This is a genomic window from Confluentibacter lentus, from assembly GCF_002806995.1.
GTDB lineage: Bacteria > Bacteroidota > Bacteroidia > Flavobacteriales > Flavobacteriaceae > Confluentibacter > Confluentibacter lentus.
This window is the reverse complement of sequence record NZ_NIHE01000009.1, coordinates 163,793-182,741: the sequence shown is the minus strand read 5'-3', so window position 1 is coordinate 182,741 and position 18,949 is coordinate 163,793. Positions and strand designations below refer to the sequence as shown.

Sequence of the window (18,949 nt, the reverse complement as noted above, 5' to 3'; positions counted from 1 at the left end):
CCCAAAACCTCATGCCGAACGACGCCCCTAAGCTTTCACTTTTTTAGCGGCTGCAAACATACGACCCTTTCCCTTTTATTTGCAAACTTTTTGAAACCTTTTTTTGAGGTTTTTTTAACGAAAATTTAGCTCCTGATTCTTAATTGTTTACGCTTATTTGTAATTAATATTCAATACGCTTCGCTAAATTTAACGTAGTATTTTCTTATTATTTCGAGAGTTGCATTAGCGATTGAACGGCGTGTTTGAACTAATAAATACAAATCACTATAAAAGTGATTTGTATTTATTAGTGAGTAGTGAAAGCGCGACCAAGCTTTTTTTAGCTTGGGAATGCCCAAAAATTATAAGAAGAAATTCCAAACAACACCAAAACGTACTGTAAAATCTCGATAGGGATGGTTTGGTGCCGAATAATAGTCATATCCCGTGAAGGCCGCATTGAAATGTTCTGCCTTTAAATAGATACGCGTTTGACGAATTTTGGCATTTATAAAGAAATCCAGTCTAGGGAATTCACCATACTGCCTAGTGTTTTGGACGTAAAACTCAGCCAATAAAGGGTCGTAGGCATTCATATTATACTTAGTGAAATAATTAAATGTAACTCCTGTTTGCAAATACATGGCTTTTTTAAATACATGATTGGCATAATATAAGGTGTTTCGAGTTGTTAGTTCCGGAACATTGAGCACGCCATTTTCATCTTGAACATTCTGGTATAGTATGGTATTATCGAGTGCAAAATTGCCGAACTTTATTTCCTTTTCTAATTTAACTCTTAAATATGTAATGGTTTTATTGTTTTGAAATGCCTTAATAGCATCATCGTCATCTCTTTTAAAATAGGTATAATCCGTAATTGTGGAATAATCAACCGAGATATTTGCTATTTTATTGGATTTTAGCTGAAATGACAATTGTTGGGTTTCGGTGTTATTAAAACTGTTTCGCCAATTATAATTCAAATAATTACTTTGGTACAATAGCACATTATAATTAGGTGCTTTTGAATTGTGATTAATACCTGCTGTAGCCGACAAATCTTCATTGAGTTTAAATGTAGCTTCTCCTTTTATATAGTTACCGTCAAAATCTCCAGATATATTTAAACCTAATTCTCCATTAAACTCAAACTTCTTAAATGCTTTGTGGTATTTACCCCCAGCTGAAAAAATATCTCCTTTCAATCTATTAGTGATTGTATTACCATTTAATACAACAACCTTATTATAGCCATAATTATAATTGGCATTACTAATATTGAATTGTAAATCGCCTATAACATCATTACTATAATTTAAACTTGCTTGATTATAGAAATTTTCGAGAGTAACCCTATCTGTAAATGGAGAAGTTTTAAAAGCTGGCCCAAAAAAAGAAGTGTTCGCATTTGTTTGATTGAATTCATAATATTTATCTTCAAAAGACATTAAATGACCTATGCTAATTTGATTTGTTGATAATGAGTCTTTTTTATTTAATAGGTAATATTTATGGTCTAGATACACCCTTTTACCAACTAGAATATTCTCAGCATTTTCAAAATTAACTTCCAGTATAGATCGGTCTAGAAATTCTGGATCACCACTTTCAAAATTAGCAACACTACTTTCTTGCAACCCACCATTTTCTTGATTCATTAAATCTTGTGTTATAATGTGAGTCCTGACGAAATAACGTTTGTTTTTAGTTTTATAGTTTGCCGTAAACCTAAAATTACCCGTACTTGTTAATATGTTTTGGTACTTGCCCAAAGAACGCAATCCTTTATAAGCTATTGAGAAATTGAATTGCGGAGAGGTGTTTACGGTAAAGAAGGAATCGGCTAACTGACCTTGCTCAAATGCGGATTTATATAATAATTCGGTTAATGGTGTTGGAACCCTATAATAACTAACATCCTCTATTTCCATATAATTAAAGTGTCTTGCCCTAGCACCAAAACTTGGCATTAAGTCGGTGCTTTCAAGATCGTAAGTCAAACTATTATATGTTTGCCCTATATTTGAGAAAGGCATGAGTCCGAATTCATCCCTTCTTAAATAATTGAATTTATAATCTTTTTTTATGGTTAGTGTAGTATCAACGTGCGTTGTATCGTTTTCATGTGAAATAATAAGGTAATCCGTTATTTTAGCAATTTCCTTATTAGATTTACCAATGGTGTCTCGAGGAGATCTTATACCTTGGCCTCCACCAGTTCGACTGAGTCTATTTGGCCCATCTTGAGCGAATGCCCCACAATAAAAAAACACCGAAAGGAAAGCGAAAACTATTTTTATCATCAATTTATTTTTTCCGAAGCAAAAGTAATTATTTGAACGTTAAGTGTTAGTAAAAATTATAAATTTGGCAGTAAGATTTATTTCATGTTACTATTAAATCATTCAAATTTTGAACTAGAATGCGGTACCGACGAAGCTGGGCGCGGTTGTTTGGCGGGCCCAGTTACGGCAGCGGCTGTAATATTGCCTTCTGTTTTTGAAAATTCCATATTAAATGATTCCAAACAACTGAACGAGAAAAAAAGAGCATTCCTTAAGCCCATCATAGAACTTGAAGCCTTATCTTTTGGAGTCGCACACGTTTTTCAAGAAGAAATAGATAAAATAAACATTTTGAATGCATCTATTTTGGCAATGCACAAAGCCGTAAATAGTTTAAAGTTAACACCTGAATTCATTATTGTGGATGGCAACCGATTTAAACCTCTAAATACAATCCCTTATGAAACCATTATTAAAGGTGATGGAAAATATTTGAGTATAGCCGCTGCATCCATTTTAGCAAAAACATATCGTGATGCTTATATGGATTCCATACATGAAGAATACCCCATGTACAATTGGAAACAAAACAAAGGCTATCCCACAGTAGAACATAGAGAAGCCATAAAAAAATACGGTATTACAAAATACCATAGAAAATCATTCAGACTTTTACCTGAGCAACTAAAACTTAATATCTAGCATTTTTACCATATCCTTATATATTCGCTATGGTTTTATTTAATAGTAAAATGAAAAATATGTAGGTTTGTATAAATTAAGTTATCCATGAGATTTTTTTGTTTTTCCCTCTTGCTTGTTTTTGTATTAAGCTGTAGTAATACTGAAGTTAATAGGACTAAGCTCATTCACTATGCCCCAGAAAATGCCTCTATCATTTTAAGAACAAATAACATAGAAAGCTTAAAAAGCAGTATTCACAACAGTAGTTTTTTTGAAATTATTTCACAAACAACAACTTATAAAAATCTTGAAGCTGAACTAGCAAACATCTCACTTCTAAAGCCTGACGGAGATATTTTGATATGCTTTTCAAAAGATAAGACTGATAGTCTCCAATACACCATTATTACAAAATATAGTAAAAAACTATTTGTAACCGATTCCTTAAAAAATTATAAGGAAGAAACCTTGAAATATGACGATAAGTCTGTAATAAAATCCACTCTTAAAAATCACACTTTTTATAGCACTGTTATTGACAGCGTTTTTATGGTGTCCTCATCGAAAGATATCATTGATGCCGCTTACAACAAAGAGTATATCGACCTAGAATTAGAAAAAATTTACAACACCACAACCACCGATAAAACATTGGCGGTTATTATCAAATCCAACAATTCATTTATAAAGTCCTTATTTTTAGATGAAGGATTGCCTTTAAAAACATTCACAAATTACATCGCTTTGGATGTTGATATTAATCAGAATCAACTATTTATTAATGGCATTACAAAAGGATTAGACGCTTCAAACACTGCCATTAACATTTTTAAAAATACCATTCCTCAAGAAAATCAATTACAGAATATAACTCCAAACAATAGTGATGGTTTTATGAGTTTCACTTTTAATGAATTTGAAAATTTAGAAACCAATTTAAAGGCATTTACAAAGACCGATTCTACTGCAAATTCAACCTCTCTTTTTGATAATATTATTGAAGTCGGTGTTATTTATGAAGAAAATAAGCGAGCCATTGTTTTAAATTCTTTAGACATTATATCTACAAAAGATGAATTATTAGGTGAGTTGAATACGCTGGAAACCTTCAGAGAAACGGAAATTTTTAGTTTTAGCAACCCCCATTTATTCTCTAAAACCTTTAAACCACTTATAACTTTTAATAAGGCCAGCAAATATTGTGTGTTGGATAACTTTTTTGTGTTTGCAGACGACATGGAATTACTCCATAACATTATTGCCAACTATCAAAACCAAACAACATTAAGTGAGCAATCTTACTTTAAAGACATTAAAGAACAATTAAATGATGCTTCCTCTTTAATGATTGTTGGAAATCCTACCATTCTTAAGAATATTTTAGAGAAAAATCTTGATGAAACCATTATTTCAAGTCTAAGTAATTACAATGCTTCGGCTTTACAATTTATCTACGACAACAATTTTGCCCATGTTAATGGCATCATCAAACAAACCAAAATAAAAGCTAGTGAAAACTCTGTTTCTGAAGAGTTAAATATAAAATTAGATACCGATTTATTAAACTCACCTCAATTTGTTACTAATCATATTACTGAGGAGAAGGAAATTGTGGTTCAGGACGTAAACAACAATCTATATTTAATTTCAAATAGAGGAAAAATTCTATGGAAAAAACAATTGGAGGGACCCGTTTTGGGAACTATTGAACAAATTGATATTTACAAAAATGCAAGATTACAATTAGCTTTTGCAACACCTCACCGAGTTTATGTTATTGATAGAAATGGCAAAGATGTAGCGCCATTTCCTGCTAAATTCAATGATAATATTACGCAGCCTCTATCGGTTTTTGATTATGACAAGAATAAAAACTACAGACTTTTGGTGACCCAAGGGAAAAATATCCTTGTTTATGATGTTAATGCCAAACTGGTAAATGGTTTTGATTTTAAATCTGCTAATGATAATATTATCCATCAGCCACAACATACGAGAATAAACGGTAAAGATTACATTACATTTAAAACCCAAAACAAACTCTATATTTTGGACAGAACAGGAAAAAGCAGAATCACGCCCAAAACAAATGCTATCTTTTCTAGTGAATCTGTATTTCTATATAATGATAAATTTACAACAACTACAGCTGGTGGAGATTTAATTTCTATAGACACTAATGGAAACACTTCATCATTAAACCTTAATCTTACCGAAAAACACCATATAGATGCTAGCAGTAAAACATTGGTAACCCAAAGTGAAAATAAATTAACTATTAAAGGTAAAACCATTGAATTGGATTTTGGCAGTTACACCGCACCCAAATTATTTTATATTAACGATAAAATTTATGTCTCCGTAACCGATTTACAGGCGCATAAAGTATATCTGTATGACAGCCAGGGAACCCTTTTATCAAATTTCCCCATATACGGAAATTCAATAGCAGCACTTGACACCATTGATAAAAATAGAGGCCTTGGATTTGTTGTAAAAGGAGAAAACAACTCCATCATTCTTTATAAAATATATTGACCATCATAAAATCGAGAATTACCTTTCATTTTTAAAAAACACTTGTTATTAATCCAGTAATTTTTATCTTTACAAAGCTATTAATCAATTTTTTACGATGAAAATTACTATCAAATCAATTCACTTCATTTGTCTTTTAGGCTTTATTTTATTTTCCATTCCAAAAGCAAATGCGCAATTGCTTAAAAAGCTTCAAAAAAAAGCTGAGCAAACTGTAGAACGTAAACTAGAACAAAAGGTTGAGAAGGAAACCTCAAAAACAATGGATACCATTTTAAATCCTAATGAAAATCCTTCAACAGAAAAAGAACCTCAAACCAACCCTAGTCAAAATAAAACCATTCCAAAGTCTGATAATGAACCTACTGGCACTATTGAGAATGCTAACATATCTGAAAATCTGGAAATTTATAGCAAATTCGACTTTGTTCCTGGAGACAAACTGTTGTTCTTTGATGATTTTTCTCAAGATTTTATTGGTGATTTTCCAAGCAAATGGAACACAAACGCCTCGGGAGAGGTTGTTAAATTCAATAAAGTTGAAGGCAATTGGTTCGAATTAAAACCCGGTTACGGCATTTATTTTATTCCAGACACAGAGAGTCTTCCGGAGGACTATACAATAGAGTTTGATATACTTGCTGAAGGTTTAAGCCAACAAACCTCATCAAATGCTAGGTTAACGGTTTTTTTGAGTGACAACAATTTGTTTGATGAAGGTGCTGTCCATTATGCTTCTGTATCATTGCCTTTTGGCCAATATGGTGCTTTTGATATTCGTACTTACAATTATTTTAATAGAAAATCTAGCATCAATTCTTCCATTGAAGCAGACATTCGCGATGAAATAAAAAACCAACCCCATATTGCTATATCAGTCACCAAAAATAGATTTAGACTTTGGGTAAACGAAATAAAGCATGTGGATATCCCTAGGTTTATAGAAGAATTAAATGTTTTAAATTATATTAAATTCCATATCAATCACTTTAAAGATGGTGAAGAACGTGTTTTTATAAGAAATTTGAAATTGGCTGAAGGCGGACAAGATTTAAGACGTGAACTCCTTAGCAAAGGAAAGGTATCAACAAATGGTATTCTATTCGACTCTGGTTCGGCAAACATTCAAGCGCAATCTTATGGGATTATTCGACAAATTTCCCAAGTTTTACTACAAGATGCTACCCTAAAGTTAAACATTGTGGGACACACAGACTCCGATGGAAGCGATGATGCCAATTTAAAACTTTCAAAAGCAAGGGCTGAATCCGTTAAAGATGCACTTATAAAAGTATATAGTATTTCTTCCGACAGAATTCAAACAGATGGAAAAGGAGAAAGTATTCCTGTTGGCGACAATAATACAATTGATGGCAAAGCAAAAAACAGACGTGTAGAATTCATTAAATTATAAACTAAATGAAAAACAAAATCATACTATTATCATTCATTTTTTTAACTAGCATATCTGCTATTAGCCAGAATGCCTGTAGTACTTATTATCCTTTTAAAGAAGGAGCAAAATTTCAAATAACAAGTTTTGATAAAAAAGGCAAAAAGGAAAGTGTTGCAGATTCTGAAATTATAAGTATTAAAAATAATGTAGCGACCATACAGACTAAAATATCGGATGACAAAGGCAAGGAAACAACAACAGCCACTTATGAAATGACCTGTGATGGAGATGGCATATCAATTGATTTTAAATCTTTAATGAACCCTGAAATGCTTAAGCAGTATCAAGACATGGAGGTTGAGATGACAGGAACAAATATTGAATTGCCAAATAATTTAAGCGTTGGGCAAAATTTAAAAGATGCGCAATTAAATATGGCTATAAATATGGGTGGTATGAAAATGAATATGAACATTAATATGGTAAACAGAAAAGTGTATGCCAAAGAATCTGTAACAACCGCAGCTGGCACCTTTGATTGTTTTGCATTGAGCTATAATACAGAAATGAAAATAGGTATAAAACAATCGTTCGAAATAAAAGAGTGGATAGCAGAAGGTGTTGGTGCCGTAAAAAGCGAAACCTATAACAATTCAGGAAAATTATTAGGATATTCTGAGCTGACAAGTATTTCTAAATAACGAACTAACGGCAACCAAATCGCAAGTCCCTAAATCTTGAACGTCAAAGTTTTTACTTTGGCGTTCATTTTTTTTACAGGATTCTGTTTTGAAATTAGTACTATTGCACTATTAAAAAACAAAACATGATTACGAGAAAAAATGCCTCTATTTCAAAATTCATTATTCATAAAGTTGGTAACAAATTCAACGATACCAAAAATGCCTTTTCAGAAAAAATTGTGGATTTTGACGAAGCAAGTTACAATTTAATGCTCCCTTTTTTGTTACGTCCTTTTGGTAGTGTTGTACAGAGTTACCGTTTTAATCACCATGCAAACATTAGCTTAAACGAAATTAACAGTTATAGCAAACAAATTTTTAATGATGATGAGGCTTTTGTAGACATTTCAAAGCACATTGTAACGCATTTATATGAGCAATCTACTTCGGCAAATATTAAAACAGGTGATGTTTTGATTGTTATGTTTGAAGGCATCGAATTTAACGAGATTACCACAAACGCTCTTGGAATATTTAAAATTGAGACTAAAGTCGATTTTTTTCAAACATACTTAGAAAATAATAGTTACGATGTTTTAGTACAAAAAGGCATTAGTTCTAAAAAAGTAGATAAAGGTTGCCTTATTTTAAATCAAACAGATACCGAAGGCAACATTATTTTAAGCGTAGATAACAACAGTTATGATGCGCAATATTGGATAAACCAGTTTTTGAATATTAAATATGCTGACGATGCCAATAGCCATACACAACAATATATTGCGCTGTGCAAGGAATTCTCTACTGAAATTTTAAAAACCAGTTATGGTGCGCAAGAGCAAAATACATTTTTAGCCAAAACCATTGATTTTTTTAAGGAAAATGAGATTGTTAATATTGAACGTTTTAAAGACGACGTTTTTGAAGAAGACAAACACAAAAGCTTATTTGACGATTACAAAAAAACATTTGAAGGTGAACAAAACATCGTCATGCGAAATCAATTTGACGTAGCCGAAGCTGTTGTTAACAAAGAAAAGAAAAAGATTAAAACCGATATAAAATTAGATACCAACATTCAAATAAAATTGGATATTGATGCTCCAGAAGCTTCAAGCGAATATTTAGAGCGTGGTTATGATGATGAAAAGAAAATGTACTATTATAAAGTGTTTTTTAACGTAGAAGCCTAGACGTGGCTTTTCTAAATTCCATCAAAACAATAAATAATTTCTTCCTGATTATTATTAAACAGTGATTTTACTTTTACAAAGCCATTTTTGGTATAAAAACCATCAAGACCCAAATCTTCTATGGTCAGCCAATATTTTTGCTTGGGAAACTTGCTTTTAAGATTTGATAACCAAATAGAACCTAAATTTTGTCCTCTCTTTTCTTCCAAAACATAGATAAATCCTAAATAAAGAATGCCGTTTTTGAACCAAGTATTGGCTTCTTCTTTTGCGTATAACATATCTGGAGGGCATTCATAAAATACTAATCCGCCAGCAATTAGTTTATCATTCTCTTGAAGTACATAACACTTTGTGGTATGTTTATAAGTGTCCCAAAAAGGCAAAATGTTTTCTTGCCAATCCATGGGTAGTATATTGAAAAAATCATTGAATGATGTTGTTTCCCTAAAAACCATAGTGCTACAAGAGTCCCCAAGACCATAATTTATCTGAATCTTCACTCCATCGATCTCCAATATCCGTTCTGTAATAGCTATTGTTGATGATGATGTTACTTATCCTGTTGTACATCATTTTTTGGGCGTCCTTCATCGTCATTCCTGTTCCTGTTACCAAAACAGCAATTCCTATTTCTCCCGTTATTAACCATTCATCATTTATTTTCTTTAAGTGCATGGGGTGTACACCTTCTTTTCCGTTCTTTTTAAAAACCACAACAGCATCTTTAGAAAATAATCTGAATGCTTTTTTATCATCAAAAGGAAACGGTGGCACAACAATGAAAGCACCCACTTGAAACCCTTTCCTAACATTAATTTTAAATTTTTGCTTAGATGCCAGCTTATAAAATAGCTCACCAATAGGTTCTATAATTCCTGCTCTTTGGATAAATATTTGAGGATAACCAAAACGCGACGTAAATTCTAATGGATAAATACCATTGCCATTAACAATACAATTGATATCTATATGTCCAATAAAATTATGCTTTGCCAAGGTATTCTGAAACTTTAAAAGTGTAGCTTCAAAAATGGGAGAATCTTTGGTCCAGAACATACTAGTTCCCATTTCTCCTGTGGAAACTCCCAGCTCTTTTGGAAAAAGTTTTTTATGTTCAAATGTGATATTGATTGGGTAAATAAATTCATTGCCATTAAAAAAAGCCGCTATGGAAATTTCTACACCTTTAACTTTTCGCTGCAATTGGAAATTACCAAAGTTATCTCCCCAAGATTTTTCGTAGGCCTTTAAAACCCTAATAACATCCAACCCTTCATCATCACTTCCAACAAATAACAATTGTTTTAGTTCTTGGGTTTCCCCACAAGGTTTCAGTACGTATGAATTCGGATTTTGCTCAATATATATAATGGCTTCTTTAAACGACGTAAATTCTTTTGAGGGTAGTACTTTAATTTTATGCTTGCGCAATTCGGCTTGACCAAAGTTTCTGTCAAGTTCCAAATTATCGGTATATTCCGTTCCGCCAATGACCAATTTACCAGCCGCCCTTAATTGGCTTGCTATTTTACCATAGCCTGTGTAATCAAAAATAATCACATCGGCCCAATCAACATGCTCTTCCCACTTCTTGATTTTTTTAACAAAACCAAGTCCAATTTCTTTAGAAGATTTGTCTTCAATAAACAATTTAACCTCATTCCCTTCTAATAAGATTGTATATGCGATATCTAAAGATTCACCCCATTTTGAGATGAAAAGGAATTTTTTACCGGAAGTTTCTTTTATTTTCACCTGAAAAAATACTGAAATTATTCATGATTTGGGTACTATTATAATCTTGTAATCTATATGCGAATTTATGCAAATAACATATCTATTATTCATTTGGTATGCTAAATTTTAAAATAAAAAAGCCTATCAATTTTCATGATAGGCTTAGTGAAAAGAAAAAATTTTGAGTTAGTTTTTCTTCTTTTTTTCTTCTAATTTATTAATAGTATCATACATTACAGGCGTTGCAATAAACAATGATGAATAGGTTCCTACAACAATTCCCACTATTAATGCAAACATAAATCCTCTAATAGATTCGCCTCCAAAAATAAAAATTGCCAATAACACTACCAATGTGGTTGCCGATGTATTTAAGGTCCTACTTAAAGTACTACTTAACGATGTATCTATTATTTTTCCTAAATCCCATGTGGTATGCTCATTAACGTATTCCCTAACCCTATCAAAAACAATTACCGTATCATTCAATGAATATCCAATTACCGTTAGGATTGCAGCTATAAACGCTTGGTCCACTTCCATGCTAAATGGCATAAATTTGTAGGTTAATGAGAAAACGCCCAACACAATCAATACATCGTGAATTAAGGCTGCAACGGCTCCAAAAGAAAATTGCCATTTTTTGAAACGCAATAATATATAAAGAAACACAACGATTAATGACCCAAGTATCGCCCAAAAAGATGATTGTTTTATATCGTCTGCAATTGTTGGACTTACTTTAAACGACTGCATAAGTCCAACCGTTTTTGTTTCTGAATCACTAATGAAATCTTCATAAGTCATACCACTTAAATAAGGTTGTAAAACGGTGTACAATTTACTTCTAATTTCCTCATCTACTTCCGCACTAGTTTCATCAACTTTGTATTTGGTAGTTATTTTTAATTGATTGGCCGTTCCAAATGTTTTGGCATCAGCACTTCCAAAAGCACTAGAAAGTGCATTTTTAATTTCTGTTGGACTAACATCTTGTGTAAAGCGTACTTGATACGTCCTACCACCTACAAAATCCACACCTTGATCCAAACTATTGGTAAACAACGATCCTAAACTTACCAAAATAAATATACCAGAAATGATATAAGCTACTTTTCGTTTCCTTAAAAATTGAATATTTATATTTCTGAAAAGGTTTTTAGTAGCTGCTGTTGAAAATTCTAGTTTTCCACCTTTATTGATATACCAATCAACTAACAATCTTGTAATGAAAATGGCCGTAAATAACGAGGTTAGAATACCAATTAATAACGTAGTTGCAAATCCTTTAATAGGACCCGTTCCAAAAACAAATAAAATCAAGGCGGTTAAACCTGTTGTAATGTTGGCATCTAAAATGGATGACAAGGCATTACTAAACCCATCTTGAATGGCTTCTTTTTGTCCTTTGCCTTTTGCTAATTCTTCCCTAATACGTTCAAAAATGATAACATTCGCATCAACCGACATACCTATAGTAAGTACGATACCAGCAATACCGGGTAATGTTAATACGGCTCCCAATCCAGATAGCACACCAAAAATCAACACTATATTGAATACCATGGCTATATCAGCAAAACCACCTGCTTTACCATAGTAAACAATCATCCATATTAATACTAAGGTTAAAGCAATCATAAAAGACATGGTGCCGCTATCAATGGACTCTTGACCTAAAGATGGCCCTACAACTTCACTAGCAATAATTTCTGCTCTTGCTGGTAATTTACCGGCACGTAATACATTTGCTAAATCTATGGCTTCGTTTAATGTGAAGTTTCCTGAAATCTCAGAGCTTCCTCCAGATATAGGCCCCGTAGTTACACCAGGTGCAGAATAAACTACATTATCTAGAACAATGGCAATCTGACCGCCTTGAGAAAAAGCCCTACCTGTCATTTCCTCCCATATCTTGGCTCCTTTGGCATTCATTTGCATAGATACTGCTGGATTTCCTGTTGGCCCATAAACATTTCTGGCATCAATGACTACTGCTCCACTTAGCTCGGGTATGTTTTCCCTATTACCTTCCAAAGCATAAATATCAATAACTTCACTATTTTTGTTTTCGGCTTTACCAAAAGCAAACTTAACATAACGTTGTTCTGCTGGCAATAGAGCCCTTACCCTAGGCATGTTTAAATATTCTTGGATTTTTTCTTTATCCTTAATATTTATAGCTGCTATTGCTGATGGATTTAAAGATTGAAATAATAAACTTGTCAATGGATTATCGTTAGCTACAGTTGTAGAATCTGTAGTGGCCTCTCCCAATAAATCGTCTATTGCAGAACTCTCAGCTTCTTCCTCATCTTGACTTTCAGCCTCGGAAGTCTCAGAAATAACTTCTGACTGTTTTAATAGTTCGTTAGCTTGGTCTAGAAAATCATATATAATTTGGCTTTTGTATACATGCCAAAATTCCAATTGTGCTGTACTTTGCAATAAAGTTGAAGCACGTTCTATATCTTTTACTCCAGGCAATTCAACCAAAATACGCCCAGAATTTCCTAAACGTTGGATGTTTGGAGATGTTACACCAAACTCATCAATACGTTTTCGCAATACTTCAAACGCTGAAGTAATTGATTCATCAATTTTAGTAGTTACAATACTTTTAACTTGATCATCGGTCATACTACCGTCAATCTCACCATCTAATTCTTTAGTATAAAAAATATCTGGAGATGCCAATTTGGTATTACCTTTAATCTTATCAAAAGCGATAAAGAAATCCTCTAAATAGGTGTTTTGACTATTCTTTTGAAGCTCACTGGCATCATCTAACGCTTTATTGAATATGGGATTTTTGGTATTATTCGCCAATCCTTTCAAAATATCTTTTACAGATATTTGTAAAATAACATTAATACCTCCCTTTAAATCCAACCCAAGGTTCATCGCCTTTTGCTTCACCTCATCATAGGTATATTTTGCAATACCCATATTAAATACAGTATCATTGGAAATAGATTCTAAATAACTGGCTTCATCAATACTTCGCTTCTCCCTATAGTCCGCTTCAGTATCTGGAATTTTACTTATAGCAACCGCTTCGGCATTGCTCTCTATTTGATTTGCTTTAAATGTGAATGATAATTGGTAAATACTTACCAAACCAAACAAGATCGCAAATAATTTTACTAGTCCTTTATTTTGCATTATTTATTGTTTTTTTGGTCAAATTTTTTAAACGAGCAAATATAGAATTTACCGATGATTTGACAATTATTTTTTATGATTATAAATGTTTGAATCGCTTTTAAATGAATAATAAAAGCTAATTAAAATAGCTGAATTTATTATTAAACTAGCTATTATATGGAACCCCTTTAATATCTGGTCCTGCTCTGCCGTCAGGGGTTTTGTTTGAAGTAATTTCTATGGCTATGGAACTATCTTTTCTAAACTTGTAGGTTTCTTTTAAAACTCTATCTAAACCATTAAAACCAATTTCATTATTTGAAGTTAATAAATTAGGAATAAAAAATCGCGTGTTTTCCAGTTTACGCTCTATGGCACATGTTCCGCCTAAATCAAACCCCGTATCTTGTTTTTTAATCTCAAAAACATCAATATCATAAGATTTAGTATTTTCTTTCGATGGCGTTTCAGAATGGTTATTTTCTTGATTAGAAGCAATATAATCAAGTTCCAAATCTTTTTCTTTGGAAAGAAGTTTTTTTATACTGTGAACATCTTTATGACTGTAATACGTAATTTTTAAATCTCCTTTTCGGGATTTTTTCACATAAATGTTGCTAGCGCCAATATTCAGCAATTGCCTCTTCACAATCGAAATGGCATTTTGAGCCTCGTTTGATGTTACCTCATCATTAGCAAATCGTAAAACGATTTCCTGATTTGGCAAATAAACTTGCTGCTGACTGGCAATACCAATCAAGGTTATTACACCCAATAAAATGCCCCATCTCAATTTCATGCGCCAAATATAAAAAAATAAAGACTGCTTGTTAGCAGTCTTTAAATAAAAATGAATTTATAAATATTGAATATTATAATTACAATAAATCATTCACGCTTTTAACACCGTTTGCACTTTCTTTCATGTTAGCGATTTCAGCGTCATTTAGTTTTATTTTAATGATTTCTTCTATACCGTTTTTCCCTAAAACCACTGGCACACCAAGACAAATATCATTAAACCCATACTCACCTTCTAATAATGCTGAGCAAGGAAATACTTTTTTGGTATCGCAAGCAATAGCTTGAGCCATGGCAGAAACTGCTGCACCTGGTGCATACCAAGCCGATGTTCCTAATAATTTGGTAAGTGTTGCTCCTCCAACTTTAGTATCTTCCGCGACTTGTTTTAATCTTTCATCAGATAAAAATTCTGAAACAGGTACGCCATTTCTTGTAGCTAAACGTGTTAAAGGAATCATTCCCGTATCACTGTGGCCAGCGATAACCATTCCATCAACATCACTAATGGGGCCTCCAAGAGCTTCTGCCAATCTGTATTTAAAACGAGCAGAATCTAAAGCGCCTCCCATACCTATAATTTTATGTTTAGGTAAATTGGTGGATTTATGAACTAAATACGTCATAGTATCCATAGGATTGCTTACAACGATTATGATGGTATTTGGAGAATATTGTATTAAACTAGATGATACTGTTTTTACAATACCCGCATTAATGCCTATTAATTCTTCGCGAGTCATGCCCGGTTTACGAGGAATTCCTGAAGTAATGACACATATATCACTATCCGCTGTTTTGCTGTAATCATTTGTAATACCTGTGATTTTTGTATCAAAACCATTTAATGATGCGGTTTGCATTAAATCCATGGCTTTACCTTCTGCATAGCCTTCTTTAATGTCTAACAAAACGACTTCCGAAGCAAAATTTTTAATAGCAATATATTCTGCACAACTTGCACCCACTGCTCCTGCACCAACTACTGTAATTTTCATAAGTTTATTATTTTTAAAAGTTTTTATTGATATAAATTTTAATCAAAATTGGGATTTATTTTTAACTAAAAATATGATTTTTGTTTGGTTAAATCAACATATAAAATTATGTAGCACAAAAGTATAAATTAAAAAGTTCTTAATAAAAAAAGTGCGGGATTAAATCCCGCACTTTTCTAACATCCAACTAATAACTAAAAATAAACTAATTCAAACAATTATAATATGACTCTTTAATATTTTCTTATCTAAATCCAAAATTTATACCTACTGAAAAAGCATTGAATTCGGCTAAATGATATTCTGCGTTCAATCTGAAAAATCCTAATTTCAACTTTGTACCTATAGTGCCTCTTACGCCAGATACCTCACTTGAAACTGAAAATGGATCTACAATATCTTCAGAAGTTATAATTCCATTTGATATCCTGTAAGTTCCCAATAAATCTGATTCTGATTTTCCTTTGATATAGCCAACACCACCATAAAAATTAATGACAGGTAATTTTGTTGATGCTATCATTTGAAACAACCACGTATTTGTTGCAGTTTCCAAGCGTTGATTTTCACCCCCTACGCTAGAAGATTCATCTAAATTATATGAACCGTCTAAATGTGTATAGGCAACCAATCCAGATATGGCGACAGGTAACACTTTATCCGCCGGCAACCATTTGGTTACTTCAAATTGTAAACCAGCTCCATACATACTTAATGAAACGTCATCTGTTTTTATTTTAGGCACAAAACGTCCCTTTACTTCAATGCCTTTACCAAGACCTACAGCACCTTGAATAAATGCTGTTGGAATTAAATTTATATTTTCTGAACCAATACCACTCGGTAAGGTAATTTGTTCGGTTTGCTGACCGAAAATTGGATCGTCATAAGTTAATATAACATCTATATCTGGATTGTTCTCTCCTAATACCGTTGAAACCATTTGAGAATTTGGCCCCTGAACAAATTGTACATTATTGTACAAATCTGTATTCATTAAAAAAGATTTGTTTTCGTTTTTAACAGATGCGGCATTCGCAATAATGGATATTTCGAAACCTCCCAAAGGCTTGGCATCTGCAGTATTAAACCAGTTTGAATTCATGCTATACATGAGTCCATTAGTTCCTGGTGCTAAATAATCGTTGGCAAAACGTTGGGCATCATCTACACCTGCCGCAAGTAAGGCATCTAAATCATTTTGAGCCTTTAAAGAAATAGTTGCTACAAATAATAATATAAGTAAGGCTATTTTTTTCATTCTTTAATAAATTTGGTTATACAAATATATATAAAAAACTACACAAAACAACTTTTTATCTAAAAAAAATGCATTTTATCGATATTTGTATGATTTTTACTAAATAATATTAAGAAATGAATGGGAACTTTATTTGGTAAATCGTTACATATATGATTATTATCTTGGGACAATATTTAATAAAAAGTCTGTAGCTTAGTAAACTGAAATTCTTAGATATGAAATATAAAGTTTTAGTAACGTTATTATTTGCATTAATCGTCCTTCAATCTTGTAGCAAAGATGACGATATTGATAATGTTGCTAATGGCATAAATAAGATTGGCAACAAACAAACTACTGGAAGTTCTGCCAATGATATATTATCAGACACAAAATTTAAAAGCATTATAATTGAATTGGTTTATGTAGAAGGTTTTGAACCCACAACAAATGCTATTGATAATTTTAAAAATTTTATAAATACGACATCTAACAAACCCGAAGGTATTAGTGTTATAAAAAAATCCATACCCTCTCTTGGAGATACAGAATACACGATTGAAGAAATTGCTGATATTGAAGAAACCAATAGAACAAAATACAATAATGGCCAACAAATCGCCGTTTGGGTATTTTTTACTGATGGAAAATCCGATAAAGATGATAATGAAACTGTAGTTTTAGGAACTGCCTATAGAAATACTTCCTTTGTTATTTTTGAAGAAACCGTTAGAAATTTTAGTAATAGCCCTTTTGAACCCAATAGAAGCTTGCTAGAAGCTACGGTTATAAATCATGAATTTGGTCACTTGTTGGGGCTTACCAATTTTGGAACTGATTTACAATCACCACATGAAGACCCAGAACATACAAGACATTGTAATGTAACAAGTTGCTTAATGTATTGGGAAGCCGTATCCCCATCTGGATTATCTGATATTATGAATGGAAATTCACCTCCACAATTAGATGCTCAATGCATTGCAGATTTACAGGCTAATGGGGGTAAATAAATTTGTTTTTAAAAATTATATGCCTCTTTCCAATACTCAATGGTATTGTTATACATCGCATCAAGAGACATTTGAACTGCAATGGCAGTATGGGCGCCCGTATATAAATTTGAAATGGGTTGATGATTGTTTATAATAGCATCCCTAAAATCTATTAAAGCTTGCTTACTCGGGTCTAAGTGAGATGAATCAATACGTTTCCCATTGGCAATTGAATAGTTTTGCGATGTTGCTCCAGAGACTCCATCAACATCATTAAATTCCTTTTTACCGTTTTTTTCATAATAAATCCAAGCCTCTTCCGCACCTATTACAATGGTACCTTTGCTTCCTTGAACTTTAATTTGATAATCATTCAGAGAATTATTTGTCAAACATTTAAACGTCGCTTTTACACCGCTAGGATATTCATATAATAAATGTACATTATCGTATGTTTCCCTGCCATCCTTCCAAAAATCAATGCCACCTGTACCCATGATTTTCTTTGGATTCTCCCCAAGGACCCAACTCACAAAATCAATTTGATGCGAACATAATTCGGCGACTAACCCTCCCGAATATTCTTTATACATTCTCCAATTTATAGCTCGCTCTAGCGCAGGATCGGGCACGGGCCTACGCCAATTACCATTTCTATTCCATTGACACTCAAAACTAACTACCTCACCAATCTCCCCACTTTTAATAAGCTTTACAATATGCTTATAAAGTCTAGAACTATGGTATTGGTGTCCTGTTTGAAAAGTTAGTTTGGAATTTGAAACTTTACTAACAAGCGCTTGTATTTCCTTTAAGCCTTTCGCCATTGTTTTTTCACAATACACATGTTTACCTGCATCAATAGCATCCATAGCTATTTGCGCATGTGTATTAAAAGGTGCCGCTATAAGTACCGCATCTATTTCTTTATCACTTAAAAGATCTTTGTAATTGATATAAGCCTTTGCCTTATTATTTGTTTTTTGCAGACCGTTTTTTAATCTGAAATCCAAAATATCACAAACAGCAACAACATCAATTCCTTCAATATCATTAAGTATCGATATAAGACCCGACCCTCTGTCTCCAGTACCTATAACTCCTAACTTTATCGTTTTATTAATTTTGATGTTTTTAGAAATAACACCGAAGACTGAAGTTGCAGAAATAACACTTACAGACAATAGCGCGCTTTTGGCTAAAAAATCTTTCCTTTTCATTTTAATAAAATATGCTAATCCAGTTTTTCAAATTTAATATG

General features: G+C 32.6%; 14 protein-coding genes. 6 read left to right on the top strand and 8 right to left on the bottom strand.

Annotated features, from left to right (window positions below; all coding sequences use genetic code 11):
* Positions 1–344: 344 nt before the first annotated feature.
* Positions 345–2,288, bottom strand: coding sequence for a putative porin (locus CDH50_RS13930; protein ID WP_100612900.1), 1,944 nt, complete (start codon positions 2,286–2,288; stop codon positions 345–347).
* Between the two features lie 84 nt (positions 2,289–2,372).
* Here CDH50_RS13930 and CDH50_RS13925 point away from each other — a divergent pair, with 84 nt between their 5' ends.
* The 5 genes from CDH50_RS13925 (at position 2,373) to CDH50_RS13905 (ending at position 8,764) form a co-directional block, all read left to right on the top strand.
* The gene (locus tag CDH50_RS13925) at positions 2,373–2,972 is read left to right on the top strand and encodes a ribonuclease HII (RefSeq protein WP_100612899.1); all 600 of its coding nucleotides are present in this window, start codon (positions 2,373–2,375) and stop codon (positions 2,970–2,972) included.
* Positions 2,973–3,059: 87 nt separating this feature from the next.
* Positions 3,060–5,492, top strand: coding sequence for a ribonuclease HII (locus CDH50_RS13920; RefSeq protein ID WP_100612898.1), 2,433 nt, complete (start codon positions 3,060–3,062; stop codon positions 5,490–5,492).
* A 97-nt stretch (positions 5,493–5,589) separates the two neighbouring features.
* Complete coding sequence (locus CDH50_RS13915) at positions 5,590–6,906, top strand: OmpA family protein (RefSeq protein ID WP_100612897.1); 1,317 nt, start codon at positions 5,590–5,592, stop codon at positions 6,904–6,906.
* Positions 6,907–6,911: 5 nt separating this feature from the next.
* The gene (locus CDH50_RS13910) at positions 6,912–7,589 is read left to right on the top strand and encodes a TapB family protein (protein WP_100612896.1); all 678 of its coding nucleotides are present in this window, start codon (positions 6,912–6,914) and stop codon (positions 7,587–7,589) included.
* Positions 7,590–7,714: 125 nt separating this feature from the next.
* Positions 7,715–8,764, top strand: a complete 1,050-nt coding sequence (locus tag CDH50_RS13905) for a nucleoid-associated protein (protein ID WP_100612895.1) — start codon at positions 7,715–7,717, stop codon at positions 8,762–8,764.
* Between the two features lie 11 nt (positions 8,765–8,775).
* On the opposite strand, the gene CDH50_RS13900 is transcribed toward CDH50_RS13905, so the two are convergent.
* The 6 genes from CDH50_RS13900 to CDH50_RS13875 all read right to left on the bottom strand — a co-directional run bounded on the left by CDH50_RS13900 (position 8,776) and on the right by CDH50_RS13875 (position 16,711).
* A complete protein-coding gene (locus tag CDH50_RS13900) occupies positions 8,776–9,267 on the bottom strand; it encodes a GNAT family N-acetyltransferase (RefSeq protein ID WP_232732019.1) in 492 nt (163 codons plus the stop codon).
* Positions 9,227–10,522 (bottom strand): hypothetical protein, encoded by a 1,296-nt coding sequence (locus CDH50_RS13895; RefSeq protein ID WP_100612893.1) that lies wholly within the window; start codon positions 10,520–10,522, stop codon positions 9,227–9,229. Before CDH50_RS13895 ends, CDH50_RS13900 begins: the two co-directional genes overlap by 41 nt.
* 168 nt (positions 10,523–10,690) lie before the next feature.
* On the bottom strand, positions 10,691–13,669 hold the full coding sequence (gene secDF, locus CDH50_RS13890; RefSeq protein WP_100612892.1) for a protein translocase subunit SecDF: 2,979 nt from the start codon (positions 13,667–13,669) through the stop codon (positions 10,691–10,693).
* A gap of 148 nt (positions 13,670–13,817) precedes the next feature.
* Positions 13,818–14,450 (bottom strand): hypothetical protein, encoded by a 633-nt coding sequence (locus tag CDH50_RS13885; protein ID WP_100612891.1) that lies wholly within the window; start codon positions 14,448–14,450, stop codon positions 13,818–13,820.
* A 79-nt stretch (positions 14,451–14,529) separates the two neighbouring features.
* Positions 14,530–15,450 (bottom strand): malate dehydrogenase, encoded by a 921-nt coding sequence (mdh, locus tag CDH50_RS13880; protein WP_100612890.1) that lies wholly within the window; start codon positions 15,448–15,450, stop codon positions 14,530–14,532.
* Between the two features lie 244 nt (positions 15,451–15,694).
* Complete coding sequence (locus CDH50_RS13875; protein WP_100612889.1) at positions 15,695–16,711, bottom strand: DUF6588 family protein; 1,017 nt, start codon at positions 16,709–16,711, stop codon at positions 15,695–15,697.
* A 218-nt stretch (positions 16,712–16,929) separates the two neighbouring features.
* On the opposite strand from CDH50_RS13875, the gene CDH50_RS13870 reads away from it, so the two are divergent.
* Positions 16,930–17,706 carry a membrane metalloprotease gene (locus CDH50_RS13870; protein ID WP_100612888.1) on the top strand — a complete coding sequence of 259 codons (777 nt, stop codon included), beginning with the start codon at positions 16,930–16,932 and terminating at the stop codon, positions 17,704–17,706.
* A gap of 8 nt (positions 17,707–17,714) precedes the next feature.
* Here the strand turns inward: CDH50_RS13870 and CDH50_RS13865 are convergent, their stop codons facing one another.
* Positions 17,715–18,908: a Gfo/Idh/MocA family protein gene (locus CDH50_RS13865; RefSeq protein ID WP_100612887.1), complete on the bottom strand. Its 1,194-nt coding sequence runs from the start codon at positions 18,906–18,908 to the stop codon at positions 17,715–17,717.
* Positions 18,909–18,949 lie beyond the last annotated feature (41 nt).

What these genes read in the sequence shown, in the direction of transcription:
- CDH50_RS13930 (WP_100612900.1), bottom strand. Translation starts at nt 2,288, where the DNA reads ATGATAAAAATAGTTTTCGCTTTCCTTTCGGTGTTTTTTTATTGTGGG.
- CDH50_RS13925 (WP_100612899.1), top strand. Translation starts at nt 2,373, where the DNA reads ATGTTACTATTAAATCATTCAAATTTTGAACTAGAATGCGGTACCGAC.
- CDH50_RS13920 (WP_100612898.1), top strand. Translation starts at nt 3,060, where the DNA reads ATGAGATTTTTTTGTTTTTCCCTCTTGCTTGTTTTTGTATTAAGCTGT.
- CDH50_RS13915 (WP_100612897.1), top strand. Translation starts at nt 5,590, where the DNA reads ATGAAAATTACTATCAAATCAATTCACTTCATTTGTCTTTTAGGCTTT.
- CDH50_RS13910 (WP_100612896.1), top strand. Translation starts at nt 6,912, where the DNA reads ATGAAAAACAAAATCATACTATTATCATTCATTTTTTTAACTAGCATA.
- CDH50_RS13905 (WP_100612895.1), top strand. Translation starts at nt 7,715, where the DNA reads ATGATTACGAGAAAAAATGCCTCTATTTCAAAATTCATTATTCATAAA.
- secDF (WP_100612892.1), bottom strand. Translation starts at nt 13,669, where the DNA reads ATGCAAAATAAAGGACTAGTAAAATTATTTGCGATCTTGTTTGGTTTG.
- CDH50_RS13885 (WP_100612891.1), bottom strand. Translation starts at nt 14,450, where the DNA reads ATGAAATTGAGATGGGGCATTTTATTGGGTGTAATAACCTTGATTGGT.
- mdh (WP_100612890.1), bottom strand. Translation starts at nt 15,450, where the DNA reads ATGAAAATTACAGTAGTTGGTGCAGGAGCAGTGGGTGCAAGTTGTGCA.
- CDH50_RS13875 (WP_100612889.1), bottom strand. Translation starts at nt 16,711, where the DNA reads ATGAAAAAAATAGCCTTACTTATATTATTATTTGTAGCAACTATTTCT.
- CDH50_RS13870 (WP_100612888.1), top strand. Translation starts at nt 16,930, where the DNA reads ATGAAATATAAAGTTTTAGTAACGTTATTATTTGCATTAATCGTCCTT.
- CDH50_RS13865 (WP_100612887.1), bottom strand. Translation starts at nt 18,908, where the DNA reads ATGAAAAGGAAAGATTTTTTAGCCAAAAGCGCGCTATTGTCTGTAAGT.